19 protein-coding genes are annotated in these 20,520 nt (G+C 67.6%); 10 read left to right on the plus strand and 9 right to left on the minus strand.

The genetic code is table 11. The features are described 5' to 3' along the window. Positions 1 to 15 precede the first annotated feature (15 nt). Positions 16 to 411, minus strand: coding sequence for a hypothetical protein (locus NO887_RS02505; RefSeq protein WP_256416926.1), 396 nt, complete (start codon positions 409 to 411; stop codon positions 16 to 18). Positions 412 to 552: 141 nt separating this feature from the next. Here NO887_RS02505 and NO887_RS02510 point away from each other — a divergent pair, with 141 nt between their 5' ends. Continuing rightward, positions 553 to 726, plus strand: coding sequence for a hypothetical protein (locus tag NO887_RS02510; protein WP_256416927.1), 174 nt, complete (start codon positions 553 to 555; stop codon positions 724 to 726). A gap of 33 nt (positions 727 to 759) precedes the next feature. On the opposite strand, the gene NO887_RS02515 is transcribed toward NO887_RS02510, so the two are convergent. From NO887_RS02515 to NO887_RS02530, 4 genes are all read right to left on the minus strand, one after another. Next, positions 760 to 1,068, minus strand: coding sequence for a preprotein translocase subunit TatA (locus NO887_RS02515; RefSeq protein ID WP_256416928.1), 309 nt, complete (start codon positions 1,066 to 1,068; stop codon positions 760 to 762). A gap of 71 nt (positions 1,069 to 1,139) precedes the next feature. After that, entirely contained in the window at positions 1,140 to 2,489 is a 1,350-nt protein-coding gene (locus tag NO887_RS02520; protein WP_256416929.1) for an Nre family DNA repair protein, read from the minus strand. 126 nt (positions 2,490 to 2,615) lie between these two features. Continuing rightward, positions 2,616 to 3,608 (minus strand): transcription initiation factor IIB, encoded by a 993-nt coding sequence (locus NO887_RS02525; protein WP_256416930.1) that lies wholly within the window; start codon positions 3,606 to 3,608, stop codon positions 2,616 to 2,618. Positions 3,609 to 3,678: 70 nt separating this feature from the next. Then, positions 3,679 to 4,323 (minus strand): bifunctional 4-hydroxy-2-oxoglutarate aldolase/2-dehydro-3-deoxy-phosphogluconate aldolase, encoded by a 645-nt coding sequence (locus NO887_RS02530; RefSeq protein ID WP_256416931.1) that lies wholly within the window; start codon positions 4,321 to 4,323, stop codon positions 3,679 to 3,681. A 231-nt stretch (positions 4,324 to 4,554) separates the two neighbouring features. Between NO887_RS02530 and NO887_RS02535 the strand changes: the two genes are divergently transcribed. The 5 genes from NO887_RS02535 (at position 4,555) to rpsJ (ending at position 10,320) form a co-directional block, all read left to right on the plus strand. Continuing rightward, on the plus strand, positions 4,555 to 6,744 hold the full coding sequence (locus tag NO887_RS02535; RefSeq protein ID WP_256416932.1) for an elongation factor EF-2: 2,190 nt from the start codon (positions 4,555 to 4,557) through the stop codon (positions 6,742 to 6,744). A gap of 204 nt (positions 6,745 to 6,948) precedes the next feature. Further along, on the plus strand, positions 6,949 to 7,533 hold the full coding sequence (locus NO887_RS02540) for an amino acid-binding protein (protein WP_256416933.1): 585 nt from the start codon (positions 6,949 to 6,951) through the stop codon (positions 7,531 to 7,533). Continuing rightward, complete coding sequence (locus NO887_RS02545) at positions 7,530 to 8,516, plus strand: homoserine dehydrogenase (RefSeq protein ID WP_256416934.1); 987 nt, start codon at positions 7,530 to 7,532, stop codon at positions 8,514 to 8,516. The genes NO887_RS02540 and NO887_RS02545 overlap by 4 nt, the downstream gene beginning before the upstream one ends. A gap of 226 nt (positions 8,517 to 8,742) precedes the next feature. Then, the gene (gene tuf / locus NO887_RS02550) at positions 8,743 to 10,008 is read left to right on the plus strand and encodes a translation elongation factor EF-1 subunit alpha (RefSeq protein WP_256416935.1); all 1,266 of its coding nucleotides are present in this window, start codon (positions 8,743 to 8,745) and stop codon (positions 10,006 to 10,008) included. A 3-nt stretch (positions 10,009 to 10,011) separates the two neighbouring features. After that, positions 10,012 to 10,320, plus strand: a complete 309-nt coding sequence (rpsJ, locus tag NO887_RS02555) for a 30S ribosomal protein S10 (RefSeq protein ID WP_004048854.1) — start codon at positions 10,012 to 10,014, stop codon at positions 10,318 to 10,320. A gap of 76 nt (positions 10,321 to 10,396) precedes the next feature. Here the strand turns inward: rpsJ and NO887_RS02560 are convergent, their stop codons facing one another. Further along, positions 10,397 to 10,957, minus strand: coding sequence for a rhomboid family intramembrane serine protease (locus NO887_RS02560; protein ID WP_256416936.1), 561 nt, complete (start codon positions 10,955 to 10,957; stop codon positions 10,397 to 10,399). 126 nt (positions 10,958 to 11,083) lie between these two features. Here NO887_RS02560 and NO887_RS02565 point away from each other — a divergent pair, with 126 nt between their 5' ends. The 4 genes from NO887_RS02565 (at position 11,084) to NO887_RS02580 (ending at position 16,946) form a co-directional block, all read left to right on the plus strand. Beyond that, positions 11,084 to 12,202: a lysylphosphatidylglycerol synthase transmembrane domain-containing protein gene (locus tag NO887_RS02565; RefSeq protein WP_256416937.1), complete on the plus strand. Its 1,119-nt coding sequence runs from the start codon at positions 11,084 to 11,086 to the stop codon at positions 12,200 to 12,202. Between the two features lie 22 nt (positions 12,203 to 12,224). After that, a complete protein-coding gene (locus tag NO887_RS02570) occupies positions 12,225 to 13,460 on the plus strand; it encodes an alpha-1 4-glucan-protein synthase (RefSeq protein ID WP_256416938.1) in 1,236 nt (411 codons plus the stop codon). Between the two features lie 39 nt (positions 13,461 to 13,499). After that, positions 13,500 to 14,672 carry an extracellular solute-binding protein gene (locus NO887_RS02575; RefSeq protein ID WP_256416939.1) on the plus strand — a complete coding sequence of 391 codons (1,173 nt, stop codon included), beginning with the start codon at positions 13,500 to 13,502 and terminating at the stop codon, positions 14,670 to 14,672. A gap of 96 nt (positions 14,673 to 14,768) precedes the next feature. Beyond that, complete coding sequence (locus NO887_RS02580) at positions 14,769 to 16,946, plus strand: ArnT family glycosyltransferase (protein ID WP_256417021.1); 2,178 nt, start codon at positions 14,769 to 14,771, stop codon at positions 16,944 to 16,946. 355 nt (positions 16,947 to 17,301) lie between these two features. Here the strand turns inward: NO887_RS02580 and NO887_RS02585 are convergent, their stop codons facing one another. The 3 genes from NO887_RS02585 to NO887_RS02595 form a co-directional block, all read right to left on the minus strand. Then, positions 17,302 to 17,955, minus strand: coding sequence for a dolichyl-phosphate hexose transferase (locus tag NO887_RS02585; RefSeq protein ID WP_379812112.1), 654 nt, complete (start codon positions 17,953 to 17,955; stop codon positions 17,302 to 17,304). A 282-nt stretch (positions 17,956 to 18,237) separates the two neighbouring features. Beyond that, positions 18,238 to 19,899: a GMC family oxidoreductase gene (locus tag NO887_RS02590; RefSeq protein WP_256416941.1), complete on the minus strand. Its 1,662-nt coding sequence runs from the start codon at positions 19,897 to 19,899 to the stop codon at positions 18,238 to 18,240. Continuing rightward, the gene (locus tag NO887_RS02595) at positions 19,896 to 20,468 is read right to left on the minus strand and encodes a gluconate 2-dehydrogenase subunit 3 family protein (RefSeq protein ID WP_256416942.1); all 573 of its coding nucleotides are present in this window, start codon (positions 20,466 to 20,468) and stop codon (positions 19,896 to 19,898) included. The genes NO887_RS02590 and NO887_RS02595 overlap by 4 nt, the downstream gene beginning before the upstream one ends. Between the last annotated feature and the right edge of the window lie 52 nt (positions 20,469 to 20,520).

Below are 20,520 nucleotides of genomic sequence, written 5' to 3' on the forward strand. Positions count from 1 at the left end.
CGTTTTCGCCCGTCGCTACAGCAGCTCCGCGGTCTCGGGAGAGAGGTCGACGGTCACGTCCTGCCGGGTCTGTTCGGTCAGTTGGTCGATGTTGCGGGTCAACACCTGGATGATGTCTTCGGGTTCGGGATAGACGAGCATGTTGCCGTCCGCGTCCTCCATCACCAGCTGAGTGTCGGCGAGCTGGATCTGGTTTTCTCCGATCGAGGCGACGATCGCCGGCAGCGCCTCTGCACCGCCGGTATCGCCCTCCTCGACGTAGGTGATATACAGCGAATCGATGTCGATCAGGTCCTTGTACTCGCGGATGCGCTCGGCACACGTGACCATGTCGCGCGTGACGGCGGTCTTGTGTTCGTTCCCGTGTTCGCCGTTGTGGCAGTGTTTGCACACCCGCAGTTCCATCCGCATACCCAGCGCAAGGACGAGGACGGGAATATATCTTGTCACGACGGGAGCGTCGACCGAGAGCGGACCGTCCGGCCGAGAGCAGACCGTCCGGCCACCGATCTGGGAGCGAACTTTCAATAGACGGGAGATCCATGCGAAACCATGGCACTACTCACCGACCTGCTGGCCGTCGCGATGGTGGCGTTGGCCGTCGGCGGGATGCTCGCGGTCGCGCTGCGCGCCCGCGACTACGACATGATCGGGACCGGAGAGGGGATCGTAGTCGCGCTCGGGGCGGCGCTCACCGTCGGAATGACCGTCACTACCTTCGTCTAGGAGAGGGGCCGGCGGACACCGAGCGAGGAGACCTCACCGTCGGTCGTCGCCGTCGCGCTCGTCTGATGCTTCGTCCGGTTCCTCTTCAGATTCCTCGTCCACCCTTTTGCGGAGCCGTTCGACCTCCGCCTCCAGCGCGGCGATCCGATCGGCGTTCGACCGGACGGAGTCAGTCTCGTCGTGTGGATCGCCGTCGGTGTCGTCCGACCGGAGTTTGAGAACGAGCAGAACGATCACGGCGACGGCGATCGCCGGAACAACGAACAGCGCGAGGATCAGGAAGATTATCAGCAGCTCTGGGCCGGCGGGTATACCGCCGAACGCGGGGACTGTCGGGACCATGACGGTTGTCACTCGCCGTCGAGAGAAAAGCGTGGTGCTCGGGAGACTGCGGTGAGAGGCCTCGATTCGGTTTATTCCGCGTCGACGAAATCTCCCAAGTTTGCCTGTAGCCCGGCCGCCATCGTCGATTTTCGGCGGAGGCGGCCCAGTGAGACCGGGAGGTGATCGGCCACGCCACGGACCGCCGCGCCGAACGTCTCCGCGGTTCCGAACTCCCCCTCAAAGGCGTTCCTGACGGCCTCGCGCACCTGCCAGACGCCGACCGGTCCCCAGTAGTCGTCGGAGACGTGCCGCACCACGAGCGCCTTCGCCTGTCGGTCGCGATCGGCGAGGTGTTCTAAGACTCCGAGGCGGGCGGCATAGTACGCGCCCGCGGTTTCCTCGACGTATCCCGTTCGACCCTCACGGCCCTCGCTCGCGGCCGCGAGATAGATTCCGGCTTCGGGGTCGGGGTTCCAGATCGACCCGGGTGATTTCATCTCGACGAGTTCGTACTCCCAGCGGCCGGGGACGAGGATCACCCAGAACGCGTTCCCCAAGTACTCGTTGCGGTGGACCTCGATCCGATCGACGGTCGGGTCGTCGCGGATCGAGCCGCGGAGGTACCGCCCGACGGTGTCGTCGACGGCGGTGATCGACCACCGCGTCGGCACCAGCCGGCGGTCCTTCCCGCGGCCGAGCGCGCCCGCGGAGAGGATCGTATTGATCTCGTACACGTCGAATCCCCGTCGATAGAGATACGTCATCGCGCCCTCGGCGCGCCAGTCGTCGTCTTCGAGCGTCTTTTTCACCGGACGGGGGACGTGCGGATTCTCGCCGAGTTCGGCCGAGCGAGCGGCCGCCCGCGGTCCAGTCGGCGTCTTAATGTCCTCGGGGCCGACCTCGAAATCGAGGTCCGGAGCGCCGTTCAAGCCGATCTCGACGTCGACGGGTCGGTCGGCGATCGCGACCTCGCGCTGGACGCCGAGCCAGCCGTCCCACGCATCGTGGACGGAGTGTGCAGAAGTGTCGCCGCGAGCGGTCGCGGGGGCGTTGAGAGCGGTGGACGGCCCGGTTCCGGTTCCGCCCGCGCTCGCGACGTCGACGCCGCGCGCCGAGTTGAGCAGGCTCGTCCGCCGGTCGAACACGTCGGCGATGGAGACGCCCTCGTCGTACCACGCCCCGGAGGTGCGGAACCGCTCCGCGGCGGACTCCCGGCCGACCGGCGAGAGCAGGCCGGTCGAGACGGTCGGATAGTTCGCGCGTCCGACGAAAATCGAGGGGGAGACGCTGCCGACCACCGCGTCGTCGGAGACGTGCTCCTCGAAGCGCCGCTCGAAGGAGTCGAGGTGATCGAGGATGGCGTAGTCCTTCTCGCTCGCGAGTCGCCGGCGCTCGGCGCGCTCGTTCGCCTCGAACTCGATGAACTCGTCGAGCCGCATTCGGATTGCGGTTGGGGCCGCGGCCGCTTGAACGTTGCTAGCGGGGAGGCCGACGGTGCTGGTAGGCGGCTCGACAGTGCTGGCAGGCGAGTCGCCGGAGGGGATCCGCCAACCGACGCGGCGGCGCTAGCTGTGGATCCCCATCGCTTCGATCTGCTCTTGGTACCGGTTGCGGATGGTGACTTCGGTCACTTGCGCGACATCTGCGACCTCGCGCTGGGTCTTCTTCTCGTTACAGAGCAGCGACGCGGCGTAGATCGCGGCGGCCGCGTAGCCGGTAGGAGACTTCCCGGAGAGCAGTCCCTGTTCGGCGGTGGTTTCGATGATCTCGTTGGCCTTCGACTGGACCTCCTCGGAGAGTTCCAGCTCCGAGGAGAACCGGGGGACGTATTTTTTCGGATCGACCGGACGCATCTCCAAGCCGAGCTCTTGGGAGATGTACCGATACGTCCGCCCGATCTCTTTGCGGTCGACGCGCGACACGTCGGAAATTTCTTCGAGCGATCGGGGAATTCCTTCCTTGCGACAGGCGGCGTAGAGGGCGGCGGTGGAGACGCCCTCGATGGAGCGGCCCCGAATGAGATCCTCGTTGAGCGCGCGGCGATAGATGACGGAGGCGACTTCCCGTACCGACCGGGGAACACCCAGTGCGCTCGCCATCCGATCGATCTCCGAGAGCGCGAACTGCAGGTTGCGCTCGCCCGCGTCCTTCGTCCGAATCCGCTCTTGCCACTTGCGAAGGCGGTGCATCTGTGACCGCTTTTTCGAGGATATCGAGCGGCCGTACGCGTCCTTGTCCTTCCAGTCGATCGTCGTCGTCAGCCCCTTGTCGTGCATCGTCTTCGTCGTGGGGGCACCGACGCGAGACTTCTCCTGCCGTTCCGAGTGGTTGAACGCCCGCCACTCCGGGCCGGGATCAATCTGTTCTTCCTCGACGATGAGTCCGGTTTCTTCGTGTATCAGTTCGCCGTCGGCCGTCCGAGTGAGATCCTCGGAATCGAAGTCTTCGGGGTCAAGGTCTTCAGGGTCCACCTCTTCTGGGTCGATCTCGCTCTCGTCGACATCCTCGTCCCGCACACGCTGCCGGTCGTGATCCCGTTGCCGGGTGGGCCGTGTCATCGCATTTATATAGTATCCCGGCGGATTAACTTAAACGTTCGTGAGAATTAGGTCGTCGCCGACGGGCGGATCAGTCGTCCGCGCGGGCCTCCTCGACGACCCGCGTGAACTCGCGAGCGGTGTCAGTGATGGCCTCGTAGTCGCCGCGTTCGGCCGCGTCGTAGTCGACGAGCGCCCCGCCCGCGCCAACAGCGAACGCGCCGGCGTCGATGTAGTCGGCGGCGTTGTCGGGGGCGACGCCGCCGGTCGGCATCATGGGAATCTGTCCGAGCGGACCCTTCATCGCGCCGATATGGGCGGGACCCACCGTTTTCGCCGGGAATACCTTCACGAAGTCAGCACCGGCCTCGTAGCCGCGGACCGCTTCTGTGGGCGTCATCACACCGGGCGCGCTCACGGCCCCGTAGCGGTTGCACGTCTCGATCACGTCCTCGTGGAGGCTCGGCGAGACGACGAACTCCGCGCCGGCCATCAGTATCGTCCGCGCGGTCTCGCTGTCGAGGACCGTCCCGGTGCCGATGACGACCTCGTCATCGAACGACCCGGTGACCTCGTCGAGGAGGTCGGCGACGTTTGGCGTGTCGGCGGTGACCTCGATGGCGGTGACGCCGCCGTCGCGAAGCGCCGACGCGATCTCGATGAGCTGATCCGCCGGGACACCGCGCAACACCGCAACGACGCCGCTGTCGACGATCCGCGAGAGCGTCTCGTTCATGTTCTTCGATTCCCGAGTAAACACTTAAATCCGCGTGACGCCGCTGCGACCCGGTCGCGACTCATCGCGCCCGGCCAGCCGCCGTCGTCGTGGCACGTGTTTACATACCGATCGTGCGATCAATCGGCACGCCAAAAGCGGCGAATCGGCGTCGATCCGGGCCGATCCACCCCGAAACGGCCGGAGCGAAACACTACCCTTTTGACCCTGCTGTCGGTACCAACCGGTATAATGGGCCGACGCAAGAAGATCGTTCAAGAGTGCGAGCGGCTGATGGACGAACCGGAGAACATCCGGAACATCGCCATCGCCGCCCACGTCGACCACGGGAAGACGACGCTGTCAGACAACCTGCTCGCGGGTGCCGGCATGATCTCCGAGGACACCGCGGGCGAGCAGCTCGCGATGGACACGAAGGAGGACGAGCAGGAGCGGGGCATCACCATCGACGCGGCGAACGTCTCGATGACCCACGAGTACGAGGACACCAATCACCTCATCAATCTCATCGACACCCCGGGCCACGTGGACTTCGGGGGCGACGTCACCCGCGCGATGCGCGCGGTCGACGGCGCGATGGTGGTCGTCGACGCCGTCGAGGGCGCGATGCCGCAGACGGAGACGGTGCTCCGGCAGGCGCTCCGCGAGGGCGTGAAGCCGACGCTTTTCATCAACAAGGTCGACCGCCTCATCTCGGAGCTCCAGGAGGGGCCCCAGGAGATGCAAGAGCGGCTGATGTCCGTCATCGCCGACGTCAACGAGCTCATCCGCGGGATGGCCGAGAACATGGACGACATCCCCGAAGACTGGACCGTCTCCGTCGAGGACGGCACGGTCGGGTTCGGCTCCGCGCTGTACAAGTGGGGCGTCTCGATGCCGTCGATGCAGCGGACCGGCATGGACTTCGGCGACATCATGGAGCTCGAGCAGAACGACAAGCGACAGGAGCTGCATGAGCGGACGCCGCTTTCGGACGTGGTGCTCGACATGGTCTGTGAGCACTTCCCGAATCCGGTCGACGCACAGCCCCGTCGTGTGCCGCGTATCTGGCGCGGCGATCCCGAGTCCGAGCTGGCTGACACGATGCGGCTGGTCGACGAGGACGGCGAGGTCGTCTTCATGGTCACCGACATCTCCATGGACCCGCACGCGGGCGAGATTGCGACGGGTCGCGTCTTCTCCGGCACGCTGGAGAAGGGCCAAGAGCTGTACGTCTCCGGGACGGCGGGCAAGAACCGTATCCAAAGCGTCGGTCTGTTTATGGGATCGGAGCGCGAGGAAGTGGAGCACGTTCCCGCTGGCAACATCGCCTCGGTAACCGGGCTGCGCGACGCCATCGCCGGCTCCACCGTCTCCTCCGTGGAGATGACGCCGTTCGAGTCGATCGAGCACATCTCCGAGCCGGTCATCACGAAGTCCGTCGAGGCGCAGAACATGGACGACCTGCCGAAGCTTATCGAGACGCTCCAGCAGGTTGCGAAAGAGGACCCGACAATCCAGATCGAGATCAACGAGGACACGGGCGAGCACCTCATCAGCGGACAGGGTGAGCTCCACCTCGAAGTGATCACCCAGCGGATCCGCGACAATCAGGGCATCCCGGTCATCACCGGCGAGCCGATCGTGGTCTTCCGCGAGCAGCCCCAGGAGGCCTCCCGCGAGGTCGAGGGGCAGTCGCCGAACCGCCACAACAAGTTCTACCTCACCGTCGAGCCGATGGACCAGGAGATCGTCGACGCCATCCAGCTCGGCGAGGTCTCGATGGACATGCCCGAACTGGAGCGCCGGGAGGCGCTCCAGGACGCCGGCATGGACAAAGATACCTCCCAGAACGTCGAGGACATCCACCGGACGAACATCCTCATCGACGACACAAAGGGGATCCAGCACCTCAACGAGACGATGGAACTCGTCCTCGAAGGGCTGCAAGAAGCCCTCGACGACGGGCCGCTCGCCGCCGAGCCGGTGCAGGGGTCGCTGTTCCGCTTACACGACGCGAAGCTCCACGAGGACACCATCCACCGCGGTCCCGCGCAGGTCATCCCCGCGGTCCGCGACGCGGTCCACCGTTCGCTGATCGACGGCGAGGTCCGCCTGCTGGAGCCGATCCAAGACGTTCGGATCGACGTGCCCAGCGAACACATGGGTGCCGCCTCCGGCGAGATTCAGGGTCGTCGCGGCCGCGTCGACGACATGTACCAGGAGGGCGACCTCATGGTCGTCGAGGGCATCGCGCCCGTCGAGGAGATGATCGGCTTCTCCTCCGACATCCGCTCGGCCACCGAGGGCCGCGCCTCGTGGAACACTGAGAACGCGGGCTTCCGCGTGCTCGTCGACAACCTCCAGCGCGAGAAGATCATGGAGATCCGAGAGCGCAAGGGCATGAAGCTCGAACTGCCCAGCTCGATCGACTACATCTAGATCGGTCGCGCGGTCGGAAATTTTTGCGCCCGTTCCGTTTGCCGATCGAGGCGCGACGGTCGTTCGCGTAGCGGACGCGGCGGAGGCAACGCCTGCCAGCGCCGAAGGCTTATACCGAGTCATCCGACTCCGTTGAGATATGCAGAACGGTACGACTCTCGCTCGGCGCACCGCTCCCGCGACGACCGTCGCGGAGGTGGTCGCGTGAGCGATCACCGTGACGGAGAGCTCGCAGAGGGCGACGCACCCGAGGCCGATGGCGGGCACGCTGCCACGACGCCGTCGACACACACGGTCCGGCTCGAACTCTCCGACGAGCCCGGCCAGCTGCTCGCCGCACTCTACCCGATCGCTGACAACGGGGGAAACCTCCTCTCGATCTACCACGAGCGGGGGAACAAGACGCCGCGGGGACGGATTCCGGTCGAAGTCGACTTCGAAGCGACACAGGAACGGTTCGACGGGATCGTCGACGCACTCCGATCTGAGGGTGTGAACGTGATGCAAGCGGGGACGGAGCGGTACGCGGAGGAGGTGACGCTGCTTTTGTTCGGCCATCTCATCGACACCGACCTCTCCGACACACTCTCACAGATCGAGGCCTGCGAGTCGGCGTCTGTCGCCGACGTGTCGCTGGCGGCCCCACAGGGAACAGAAGAGTCGTCGAGCGCCCGACTGCGAGTCGAGGCGCGCGCCGGCGAGACGGAGACGGCGCTCGCGGCGGTGCGGGACGTGGCCGAGGGGAAGGAACTGCGGCTGGTCGAGCCGCTCGCGGGGGTGGAGGCGTGAGACTCGCCGTCGTCGGCGCGGGCGCGGTCGGGCGCTCCGTCGTCGATCTCGCAGACGAGTACGGACACGAGGTCGTCGCCGTCGCGGACTCGTCGAGCGCGGTCGTCGCCGACGGAACCGGTGACCGCGATCCCGGCGTCGACGCCGACGCGGTGGTGGCCCGCAAGGCAGAACGGGGGATCGTCGGCGACGCCGACCCCGCGGACGCGCTCGCCGCCGACTACGACGCGCTGGTGGAGGCGACGCCGACGACGCTCGGAGACGCCGAGCCGGGATTTTCACACGTGACGACCGCTCTCGAACGCGACCGGCACGCCGTGCTCGCGAACAAGGGACCGGTCGCGGAGCGGTTCGACGACCTGCGGGCAGCCGTCGCCGACAGCGAAGGCGAGGTTCGGTTTGAGGCCACCGTCGGCGGTGCGATCCCGGCAGTGTCGACTGTCGAGGACATCGAACCGAGTCACGTCACCGCCGTGCGGGGCGTGCTCAACGGGACCGCGAACTTCATTCTCACGCGCATGGCTGCGGAGGGGCTCGACTACGAGCACGTGCTCGCTGAGGCCCAAGACTTGGGCGTCGCCGAGGCGGACCCCGCGTTTGACGTGGACGGAACGGATGCGGCGCTCAAGTGCGTCATCCTCGCGAACGTGCTCTCCTTTGGCGCGGCCGACGACCCCGCCGACGCCCGGGAGTTCACCCTCGACGACGCCGAGGTCGAAGGGATCCGCGACGTGCCCGGCTCCGCGCTTCGGCTCGCCGCCGAGGACGGACAGACCGTGCGACTGATCGGCGAGGCGACCGGCGAGCTCGTTCGCGTCGCGCCGCGGCTCGTCCCGGAGAACGGCACGCTCGCGGTCTCCGGAACCCAGAACATCGTCCAGATCGAGACGAGCCACGCCGGCCGGCTCAACATCTCCGGGCGTGGGGCGGGCGGTCCCGAGACCGCGAGCGCCGTCTTGGGAGACGTCGGGCGGCTGGAATAGCGGACGGGCTCGAGTCGGACAGACTCGCGCACGCAACGGTCGGCAGCGAATCCGCGAGGTCGACGGGAGCGTCCGCTGCGACGAACGGTCCGTGTGTCGGTCTGCCGTGTGCCGCGTTGTCTAGAATCGCCCGACAGCGTCGAGATTGTCTGTGGTACGTATCGAAACCGTTTTAGTGGAATCAACCGAAACTTACTCACAGAGCGCCTTAGCGCGTGATTACCCCATGAGTGACAAACCGCACCAGAACTTGGCCATCATCGGCCACGTCGACCACGGCAAGAGTACGCTCGTGGGTCGCCTCCTCTTCGAGACGGGGAGCGTCCCCGAGCACGTAATCGAGCAGCACCGCGAGGAAGCCGAAGAGAAGGGCAAGGGCGGCTTCGAGTTCGCCTACGTGATGGACAACCTCGCCGAGGAGCGCGAGCGTGGCGTCACGATCGACATCGCCCACCAGGAGTTCGACACCGACGAGTACTACTTCACCATCGTCGACTGTCCGGGCCACCGTGACTTCGTGAAGAACATGATCACGGGTGCCTCGCAGGCCGACAACGCGGTACTCGTCGTCGCGGCCGACGACGGTGTCGCGCCCCAGACCCGAGAGCACGTGTTCCTGGCCCGCACGCTGGGTATCAACGAGCTCATCATCGCCGTCAACAAGATGGACCTCGTCGACCACGACGAGTCCGATTTCAACCAGGTCGTCGAGGAGGTCAAAGAGCTCCTCAATCAGGTCCGCTTCCAGACGGACAACGCGAAGTTCATTCCGATCTCCGCGTTCGACGGCGACAACGTCGCCGAGGCCTCCGAGAACACGCCTTGGTACGACGGGCCGACCCTGCTTGACGCGCTCAACGAGCTGCCCGAGACGGAGCCACCGACGGACGCACCGCTCCGGCTCCCGATTCAGGACGTCTATACGATCTCCGGTATCGGAACCGTCCCCGTGGGACGCGTCGAGACCGGCATCCTCAACACCGGCGACAACGTCTCCTTCCAGCCGTCTGACGTGGGCGGCGAGGTGAAGACGGTCGAGATGCACCACGAGGAAGTGCCCAAGGCCGAACCCGGCGACAACGTCGGGTTCAACGTCCGCGGCATCGGCAAGGACGACATCCGTCGCGGCGACGTGTGTGGTCCCGCCGACGACCCGCCGAGCGTCGCCGAGACGTTCCAGGCGCAGATCGTCGTGATGCAGCACCCGTCGGTCATCACCGCCGGCTACACTCCGGTCTTCCACGCCCACACGGCGCAGGTCGCCTGTACGATCGAGTCCATCGATCAGAAGATCGATCCCTCGTCCGGTGAGGTCGCCGAGGAGAACCCGGACTTCATCAAGTCCGGCGACGCCGCGGTCGTCACCGTGCGCCCGCAAAAGCCTCTCAGCATCGAGCCCTCCGGCGAGATTCCGGAACTCGGCAGCTTCGCCATCCGCGACATGGGTCAGACCATCGCGGCCGGGAAGGTGCTCGAAGTCAACGAGCGATAATCGATGCAGCAGGCACGCGTCCGCCTCGCCGGCACGAGCCCCGAGGACCTCGACGACATCTGCGACGACGTCCGCGAGATCGCGGACTCGACGGGGGTCGCCCTGTCGGGCCCGATCCCGCTGCCGACGAAGACGCTCGAGATCCCGTCGCGAAAGTCCCCGGACGGTGAGGGGACGGCGACGTGGGAGCACTGGGAGATGCGCGTCCACAAGCGTCTGATCGACATCGACGCCGACGAACGCGCGCTCCGCCAGCTCATGCGCGTCCAAGTGCCCAACGACGTCAGCATCGAGATCGTTCTCGAAGACTAAGCGCTAGGGCGTATTTCCGCTCTCTCCGTTTTTGTTACCACCGGTAGCGACGGCGTTGATTGCTGTCCAACGCGGCTCATCGCACGTCTAACAGTCCGAGCCGACCGGCGACGAGGCCGCAGAACGCGCCGGCGGCGTGGGCGAAAAGCGCGACGCCGGGTGCAGCGGTCGCCAGCGTGACCACGAGCGCGAGGACGCAGAACAGGACGAGTTGCGTGCGCGCCGAAAGACGGAGCCGATCGAACAACGTCGCGCTCACGACATTGCCCGCGAGGAGGTAGCCGCCGAGCGCGAAGACGGCACCGCTCAGGCCTATCACCGCCGGAGCCGGACCGAGAAGATCGCCGAGCGTCACCTGTGCGGTCCCGGCGAGCGCGCCGGTTCCGACCACAAAGGCGTGGAACCGGGGGCGCGTCGTTCGACGCTCGACGAGCGGGCCGACGAGCAGGAGGGCGATTCCGTTCGCGATCAGGTGACTGATCGACCCGTGCGCGTACACGCTGGTGGCGAGCGTCCACGGCGCAGCGGCGAGCGGCGTCGACAGCGCGAGCGCGCCGACGATCCCGACGGTTCGGAGGGCGACCTGAATGAGACCGACGAGAACCACGATCGCGAGGGTTTCGAGCGTCGCGCGCATCACGTGGTTGTTCGGGCCGGCCGGACTTAACGCAGACGGGGCGATCGGATCCCGTCTGTCAGTCTCACGAACGCGGAGCGAGGGAACCGCCAGCGTTATATGATTTAGGCCGCCCTAAACAATTGTATGACGAACCGGCCCGACGCCGCTCGGCTCCGCGATCGCCTCACCCGCGGTCGACTCACGCTGGTCGGGACGGGTCTCGTGCTCGCCGTCGGCGGGTGGCTCACCGTTCGGTACGTCGACGTGGGCATGATTGTCGACGTCGCCGCCGCGGCGGACCCGACGCTTCTCGGCGTCGCGCTCGTCGCGTACGCGCTCTCGTGGCCGCTCCGAGGGCGACGCTACGGCGACGTGCTCGCGGCGATGGGCTCGCGGCTGCGGACGGGTTTCCTCACGGCTGCCGTGTTCGCGAGTCAGACCGCGAACCTGATCGTCCCGGCGCGGGCAGGCGACGGGGTTCGCGCGTACCTCCTGAAGCGCAGGCGCGACGTTCCGTATCCGACCGGCGCGGCCTCGCTGGCGGTCGAGCGCGCCTTCGACCTCGTGGCGATCGCGACGCTCGGCGCGCTCGCGCTCGCGGCGCTGGCCACGGGTGATCGGTCGGTCGACACGACCGGTGGCGTGACACCGCTTGCCGCCGCCGCTGGGCTCGCCGCCGTGGCCGTCGTGCTCGCCGGCGCGACGGTCGCGGTCGCCCGAAGCGATCGGCAGTTCGGTCCCGCGCTCCGCAACCGGACCGCTGAGACGCGGCTGGCTCGGCCGGTCGACGCCGCGATCCGGTTCGGCGCGGCAGTCAGGGTGGTCGCCGCCCGGCCGCGCCGCCTCGCGACGGTGTTCGGGTGGAGTCTCCTCGTGTGGGAGATCGACGTGGCGACCGCCGTCCTCGTGTTGGCCGCTCTCCTCGGCGGATTCGACGGCGGCCTCGTCGCGCTCCCGGTCCTGCTCGCCGTCGGCACGCTCGCGGTCAGCGCGGGCAACCTCGCGAAGGTGCTGCCGCTGTCGCAGGGCGGCGTTGGGCTGTACGAGGCCGCCTTCACCGGACTGGTTGTGGGGACGACCGCGATCCCGGTCGAGACGGCGATCGCCGCGGCCGTCCTCGATCACGCGCTGAAAAACGCCGTCACGCTCGCCGGCGGTGCCGCGGCGGCGACCGTGCTCAACGTCTCGCCGGCCCGCTCGGCCGACGAAGCGCCGGCGAACACCGACACGGCCGACGAACACGCCGAATCAGCAGATTTTTAGGTATGCCTAAAAAGTAGATCGTATGGACGAACGCCGCTCACGACGTGACGAAGTCGATATCTGTGTCATCGTGCCGACGATCCGCGAATACGAGTGTCTCCGTGAGTATGTCGCGAACGCCCGCGAACACGGGTTCGATGTCTCGCGGCTGCACTTCGTGCTCGTCACCGAGGACTTCTGTGACGTGGCGGAGATGCGGTCGATGCTCGACGATTTGGGCGTCTCGGGCGAAGTCTTCGACGGGACGGACCGCGAGGAGTGGTACGAGGACAACGGCGTCGCGGAATACAGTCATGTCGTGCCGGCGGCCAGCCATGCCGAGACGAGCTTCGGACTCCTCTACATGTGGGCGAACCCGCGGTTCGAGTACGGAGTCTTCATCGACGACGACACGCTTCCGCACGACGACACCGACTACTTCGGACGCCACATGGAGAACCTCGCGTTCGGGGGTTCGGTCGAGCGCGTCCGCTCCGACGAGAGTTGGGTGAACGTCCTCTACCAGAACGCCGACGACCACGGCCTCTACCCGCGCGGATATCCCTACTCTGCGATGGACGAGACGGTCGAGACCGACACGGTCGAGATCGAGTCCGGCGAGGTCGTCGCCTCGCAGGGACTGTGGACGAACGTGCCCGACCTCGATGCGGTTCGCATCCTGATGGACGGCGACTTGGAGGGGCAAGCGCAGACGCGGACGACCGCCGATGATTTCGGCGAGGACTTCGTCGCCGCCCGCGGCAACTACCTCACGGTGTGCTCGATGAACCTCGCGTTCCGCCGCGAGGTAATCCCCGCGTTCTACCAGCTGCCGATGGACGACAACGAGTGGGAGGTCGGCCGGTTCGACGACATCTGGTCGGGGTTGTTTCTCAAGCGCGCCGCCGACGTGCTGGGTAAGCGGGTGTACAACGGCGGCCCGTTGTGCGAGCACAACAAGGCCGCCCGCTCGACGTTCGACGACCTCGCGAACGAGGTGGCGGGGCTGGAGCTGAACGAACACGTCTGGGAGGTGCTCGACAGCGTGGAACCGGAGGTTCCACGGGCCACTCAGACGGCGGAGCCGTCTGAGGACGTCGTAGCAGACGACGCGGACTCCTTCGAGGCGGCGTTCGCGGCGATGGCCGACGCGCTCGCGGAGGGCGACTTCTCCGAGTGGAACAACGGTGCGTTCCTCAACCACTGCGGCGAGTACATGCGCGACTGGCTCGACTGCCTCGACGCGCTCAACCGAACGCGGGCGCTCGCGGACGATTGAATCGACACGACTAAGTTAATTTAGGTTTGCCTAAAACACATGACGCAACACGAATCCGATAGACGTGACGCGCGCGACGTTCGACGGCGGCGGTTCCTCGCGGCGGCGGGCGCGGTCGGCACCGTCGGGATCGCCGGCTGTACGGGCGGCGGCGAGGACGGCGAAGACGGAAGCGACGGCGGTGACGGCGGGGACGGCAGCGACGCGGAGTCGTCGATCGGCCAGATCGGCTCGGGTCGCGAGGGACGGGACGCTCCCGGTGGGACACCGATGGCGGAGATGCCCGCGCTGGAGGGTGAACTCACCGTCTACTCCGGACGCGGCGAGTTCCTCGTCGGCGAACTCGTGAGCTATATCGACGATCTATACGACGAACTCGATCTGACGGTCCGGTACGCCGGCTCGACGGACCTCGTGAACCAGATCTCGAACGAGGGCGACGGATCGCCGGCGGACGTCTTCTACTCGGTCAACGCCGGCGCGCTCGGCGCGCTCGCCGACGCGGGACGCACGCAGGCGCTTCCGGACGACATCGCCGAGTTGGTCCGCGCGGAGTTCCGCACCGACCAGTGGATCGGCACCTCCGGACGCGCCCGAACCGTCCCGTACAACACCGACGAATTCAGCGAGAACGACCTGCCGAACGACATCATGGCGTACCCCGAGGAGTTCTCAGGCAACCTCGGCTGGGCACCCTCGTACGGCTCCTGTCAGGCGTTCGTGACCGCGATGCGGCTGACGGAGGGCGAGGAGGCCACCCGCGAGTGGCTCGAAGCGATGGTTGAGTCTGGTGCCACGGCGTACCCCGACGAGTTCCGCACCTGTCAGGAGATCGCAGACGGGACGATCGACGCGGCGTTCACGAACCACTACTACATCCAGCGCGTCCTCGACGGCAACCCCGAGGCCCCGATCGCCACCGCGTTCACCCAAGGCGACGCTGGCGCGATGTTCAACGTGGCCGGCGCTGCGGTCGTCGACACCGCAACCGACGCCGACCTCGCCGCGAACTTCGTCCGCCACCTGCTGTCGTCGGAGGCGCAGGACTACTTCGCACGGTCGACGTTCGAGTACCCGCTCATCCCCGAGGTGGAGCCCATCGGCGAACTCCCGACGATCGACGAACTCGACGTGCCGGACATCGATCTCGCGGAGCTGTCGAACCTTGAACCGACGATCGACCTCATGCGCGAGGCCGGCGTCCAGATCTGATCGGTCGTTTTACTCCCCGTGTCCGCGCTTTTTACCCGTCTCCGTCCGCAACGGATCGCGACTCGACTCCAAGAGCGACTCGCCCGCGCCGACCGGATCACCGTGGCCGCGGCGCTCGTCTCGATCGCGGCGGGCGTCCTGACGTTCTCGGTCGCCGCCACCATCTTCTCACACCACTCCGCGAACCACGACGAGGGGGTTTACCTCACGCAGGCCGCGCTACTTTTGAGCGGACAACTGGAGTTCCACGCCGGGGCGCTCGCAGACGCGTTCCACCCATGGTTCTTCGTCGAGGACGGTGGCCGCCTGTACCCGAAGTACACCCCCGTCCCTGCGGCGATGTTCGCAGTCTCGATGGGCCTGTTCGGCGAGCCGCGCGTGACGCTCGCGGTGGTCGCCGCCGGCAACGCCGCGCTCGTGTACCTGCTCGGATCGCTCGCAGTCGGTCGGCGGGCCGGTCTCGCCGCGTCAGTCCTCTTCGCCGCGTCGCCGATGGCGATCGCGACGAGCGCGACGTTTCTCCCATACGCGCCGACGACCTTCTTCAACCTGATCTTCGCGGTCGCGTACCTCCGGAGCGTCCGAGACCGGTTACTCGCGGCGGCGGGAATCGCGGGCGTCGCGATCGGGCTCGCCTTCTTCGCGCGCCCGTTCACCGCGGTGCTGTTCGCCGCCCCGTTCATCTGTCACGCACTATGGCGGATCGGGACGGCGGTCACCGCAGAGGGTCTCACACCCATTCCCGATCCCGTCCGCAGACACGGTCTGACTGCGTTTTTCGGCACCTGCTTCGTCGGGCTCACGCTCGCGTACAATGTCCGGATGACGGGGTCACCGCTCGTGTTCCCCTACCAGGCGTTCGCCCCGATGGACGGCCCGGGGTTCGGCGAGCGGCGGATCCTCGGCCACGCGGTCGAGTACACGCTCGGACTGGCGCTGGAGTCGAACCGGTACGCACTCGCCGAGATCGCGACTCGGTGGTTCGTTGCCGGGCCGATCGGGACCGTGCTGGCCGCGGTCGGCGGCGTGGTCGCGGTCTGGAGTTGGCGCGCGAATGAGCGGGCAAGCGAGCACCCGATCGCGCCGATCGCAGACGTGGATCGCCCCGAGTGGGCCGGATTCCGGCGGACTTCGAGGGTACTCCTCGGCGGAGTCGCGGTCTCGGTCGTCGTCGGCAACCTGTTCTTCTGGGGGACGCACAACGCGCTCGCCGACCTCTCGGACCCGACCGACGGGCTCGCGTCGCTGTTCGGCCCGTTCTACCACTTCGATCTCCTGGTGCCGCTGTCGGTGTTCGGCGGCCTCGGCATCGTCGCCGGGTGGCACGCGCTCGGACTGGTTCGCGAGCGACTCGCCAGCCGGGGGATTTCGCCCGCGGTCACGCGCGTCGCGCTCGCGGTCGTCGTCGCGAGCGCGGTCGTCGTCGCGGGGGTCGCCGCCGCGGACGCCGCGTCCGGGCCGATCGAGCGGAACGCCGCCGTCGACGCGAAACACGAGGCCGCGTACGCGCCTATCGACGAGACGACGTTCGAGGACGGACTGGTGTTCGTACCCACCCCGTACGGCGAGTGGCAGAACCACCCGTTCCAGTACCTGCGGAACGGTCCCGGACTCGACGGCGACGTGGTGTACGCGCTCGACCGCGACCCGGTCGAGGACTTCGCGGTGCTCGACGCGTACCCCGATCGGACCCTGTACCGGTACGGATATCACGGTGTCTGGACCGCCGACCCAGACGCGCGCGTCACGCCGAAGTTGGAGTCACTCGACCGGCGATCTGGCCCGACGCTCGACGCCGAGACAACCGTCGGCGTCCCGGAGCGCGTCGAGCGCGCGCGGATCCGAGTGGAGCCGCGCCGGGGCGGCGAGGGGGGCGAGAGCGGAGCGGAGTACGCCTCGTACTCCGTCGCGGCTCCCGAAGAATCGCTCGCGGTCGACTGGACGGTGACGCCCGACGGGATCCGTCTCGCGGGGGCTCCGAACGCCACCGTCCCGTTCGATCCGGCGGGCGACGTAGTCGCCGTGACGGTGACGCTCGTCGACCCCGCGGGCGCGACGTTCACGTACCGACAGGAGGTGACGGTCCGCGCGACCGACGGAGGAAGCGTCGGGGGCGGAGAGAGCGGCGGCGTCGAGGCCGTCTGGCCGCCGGAGCGTTCGACCTGTCGGCTCGTCACCGACTGCGGGAACGAGGGGACCTACCTCCCGGACGATCCCGACACGCATCCCGAGTGGGTCGTCTTCGAGACGGACGCCGAGGCGGGCGACGGCTGAGTCGCGTATCGAGGGGTAGCGACCAGTCCCCGTCTATTGTGATATAGTGACGAAACACCCGTCGAGATAGTAAACGTGTGCGAAGTCCCACAGGAACCACCGGCTGCACGGTCCCGCACCTCACACCTCCCCAGCCTCGGTCGGCGGCGGCCGCGGCCCCGCACCGCGTCGCGGCCGCCCCCGACCTCCCTCGCGATCGGCTCGCGCCCGCTGGGCACTCGCCGGTCGCGCCGGCCGCGGTGAGCAGGCGTATACGGAGCCGTCGCCGTCGCTCGCGATGTGAAAAATATCGCCGGCGGCGGCCCGAGATGCCCACAGTCGTGGACCGCCGTCCGACGGCCGCGCGTCGCGCCGGTCAGAACCGGCGGAGCTGCTCTTCGAGACAAACGGTGACGATCGACTTCGCGATGGCCGCGCCGCCGCCGATCGGGTCGAGTTTCGTCTCGCCGAGGCGCTCGGCGTAGGCGATCGGGCGCTCGCGCACGTCGTAGCCGCGCATCAGCGGGCGGATGAGGAGTTCGGCTGAGAGGCCGGTGTTCTCCGTCCAGCCGATCTCCTCGACGATCTCGCGGCGATACGCGCGCATGCCCGTGGTCGTGTCGTGGACGCGCTCGCCCATGAGGAGGCTGGCGACCGCCGCGAACGCGTGGTTGCCGAGGCGGTTGAACGCCGGCATCGCCTTCGCGCCGTGGTAGAGCCGGTCGCCGCTCACCACGTCCGCGCCGTCGTTGATCTCGGCGAGGAATTCGGGGAGCGCCTCCATCGGGTAGGTGTCGTCGCAGTCGGTCGTGACGACCACCGGGCGGTCCGGCGTGAGGATGGCCTCGCGGACCGCCACGCCGTACCCCTGCGGCTCCTGTTCGACGACGCGCGCGCCGTGCTCGCGGGCGATCTCCGGTGTCCGATCCGAGGAGCCGTCGACGCAGACGACCTCCGCTCTCCCGTCGGTGACCTCGTCGATGTCGTCGAGGACCGTGCCAATCGCTTCCTCCTCGTTGTACGTGCCCATCACGACGCTGAGGTCGTCGAAGGTGTACGGCTCGTGGTCGGGCGCGGCGTCGTCTCGTCCGATTGTCGACTCGTCTCGGTCGGTCGCCGCGTCGGTGTCGGCGTGTTCGTCGGCGTCGGCTTCGTCCCCGTCGGTCGTCTCAAGGTCGACGGCGCTTGCAGCACCGTTCGTCGAGTGCGCTGAGTCGCTCATTATCCGCACCTCACGCCGCATGTACTTGAATTTTTAGGTTTACCTAAAATAGAGGGGTGCGCCGTCACGCAACCGCGATCCTTGCGTCGGTCACGCGGCAGAGAGCCGCGCGTCCACGTCGTCGGCGACGCGGAGCGCGAGCGCCGCGATGGTGAGCGTGGGATTCATCGCGCCGCTCGTGGGGAAGACGGAGCTGGAGGCGATCCAGCAGTTCGTCAGGTCGTGGGTCAGACAGTCGGCGTCGACGACGCCCCGATCGGGGTCGTCGCTCATCCGCGTGGTTCCCATGTGATGGTAGGCGGGACCGGTGGCGTCCGGGCCGGCGACCCACTCCACGTCCGCGCCGAGCTCTTCTAAGATCTCGACTTGGATCTCGTTCGCCCGCTCGATCGTGTCGAGCGCGCGGTCGCCGACGGTCCACTCGATCTGCGGGACCGGGTTGCCGTGATCGTCGGTGCGGTCGTCGGCGAGGGTCACGCGGCTCTCCGCGTCCGGGAGCTGCTCGACGAGGCCGCCCATCGCGACGTGATTGCCGTACCCGTCGCGCAGCCGCTCTGCGAGCGGGTCGCCCCAGTCGTCGCCCGAGAGCGCCATCTCGACCGGCGAGGGACCGGCGTAGTTGAAGAACTCCAGCTTGAACGGGGCCTGCGTCGCGTCGGCCTCGTCGTAGAACTGGTCGCACGCGCTCGTGTAGAAGCCGACGTGGTTCTGTCTGGTCGGCTCGTCGAGCGTCCCGCCCGCGCCGGCGAACAGGTGGTCCATGAAGAACTCGCCGACGTGACCGCTCGCGTTCGCGAGGCCGTCGGGATAGCGGTCCGAGGCGGACGAAAGGAGGAGTCTCGGCGTCTCCACGCCGCCGGCGGCGACGACGAACGCGTCGGCCTCCTGTCGGTGCTCCTCGCCGGCGGGCGTCGCGTAGACGGCCGCAGTCACCGAATCGTCGTCGCTGTGGTCGAGCCGCTGGACGCTCGCGCGGTCGATCACGGTCGCGCCCCGCGCTTCCGCGCGCTCGACGTGGACGGTCGCGTCGTATTTGGCTCCCGACGGACAGACGGGCTGGCAAGTGCCGTAGCCGACGCAGGGCGACCGGTCGTCGTAGGGCTCAGAGTTGCGCGCGTTCGGCACGGAGTGCATGTCGATCCCCAACTCCTCACACGCGTCGGCGAAAAGCGAGTCGCTGTAGGAGGGCTCGAAGGGGGGCATCGGGTGCGGTTCCTCCCGGGGCGGCGCGTGGGGGTTGTCGATGCCGCTACCGCCGGCGACGCCGAGTTCGCGTTCCGCCTCGGCGTAGTACGGTCGCAGGTCGGCGTAGTCGATCGGCCAGTCGGGGCCGACGCCCCGCGCAGTACCGGACTTGAAGTCGTCCTCGTGGAGGCGCATCACCATCCCCTGCCAGTGGAGCGTCGACCCCCCGATCCCCTTCACGCGGGCGTGGTTCAGGGGGTAAAACCGCTCGCCGGCGTTCTCGTGAGCGTCGCGCTCGCCGCCCACGTCCCACACGTCCGGCCGGTCGTAGAACGGCCGGATCGCCCGCTCCTGTCGCGCCAGCCGGTCCGCGGGGTCGAAGCGCGGCCCGGCGTCGAGCACCACGACATCGTGGTCGGCCGCCAGTCGATCGGCGACGAGCGCGCCCGCCGGCCCCGCGCCGACGACGCAGACGTCCGCGTCCGGGACGGGAGTCCGGTCGACGGCGTCGCCCGCGGCTGATCCGCTGCCATCTCCCTCTTTACCGACGCTTTCGGCACCGCTCACGGTGGCCCCCGCGTGTAGCTTGCGGCACCGCCCGCGTACCCTTGCGGGTTCTCGATTCCGACCAGTTCGCCGCCCGTCGGCGAGGCGTACAGCGCCAAGAGGAGCTCGTTGACGACGTAGTACCGGACGCGCTCTGCCGTCGTCCCGTGAGGATTCTCCTCGGCCGTGTCCACCCCGAGTTCGCGGAGCACCGCCTCGCGGTCCGCGGCCGGGAGGTCGACGAGGGGTGCGTCGTACCACGACCGCGACGCGGCCTCGACGTCCGCGACCGCCGATCTGATTCCTTCGTCGTGTGCCGAGCCGTCGAGACGACCGTCGAGGAAGCCGTCGACGAATCCGTCGATTCCGGACACTCCTCCGGGATAGACGACGGCCGCGACCGACCGCATCGCCTCGCGAACCGCCGCGTCGTCGGGGAGGTCATCGGTTGGAGGATCGTCGTCACCGGATTCTGAGCCGCTCTCGCGATCGCCCCTAGCGTCGCCGGCCCGACGGACGCCGAGCGCGACGCCGCCCGTCGCCCCGATTGCGGCCAGCGCGGCCGCCGCGTCGCGTCGCGTCAGTTCCATGAAAGAGTTTAGGTTCCCCTAAACAAATATATCCGTCGGAGCGCGCTCGCGG

The organism is Halorubrum laminariae, from assembly GCF_024494655.1.
Lineage (GTDB): Archaea > Halobacteriota > Halobacteria > Halobacteriales > Haloferacaceae > Halorubrum > Halorubrum laminariae.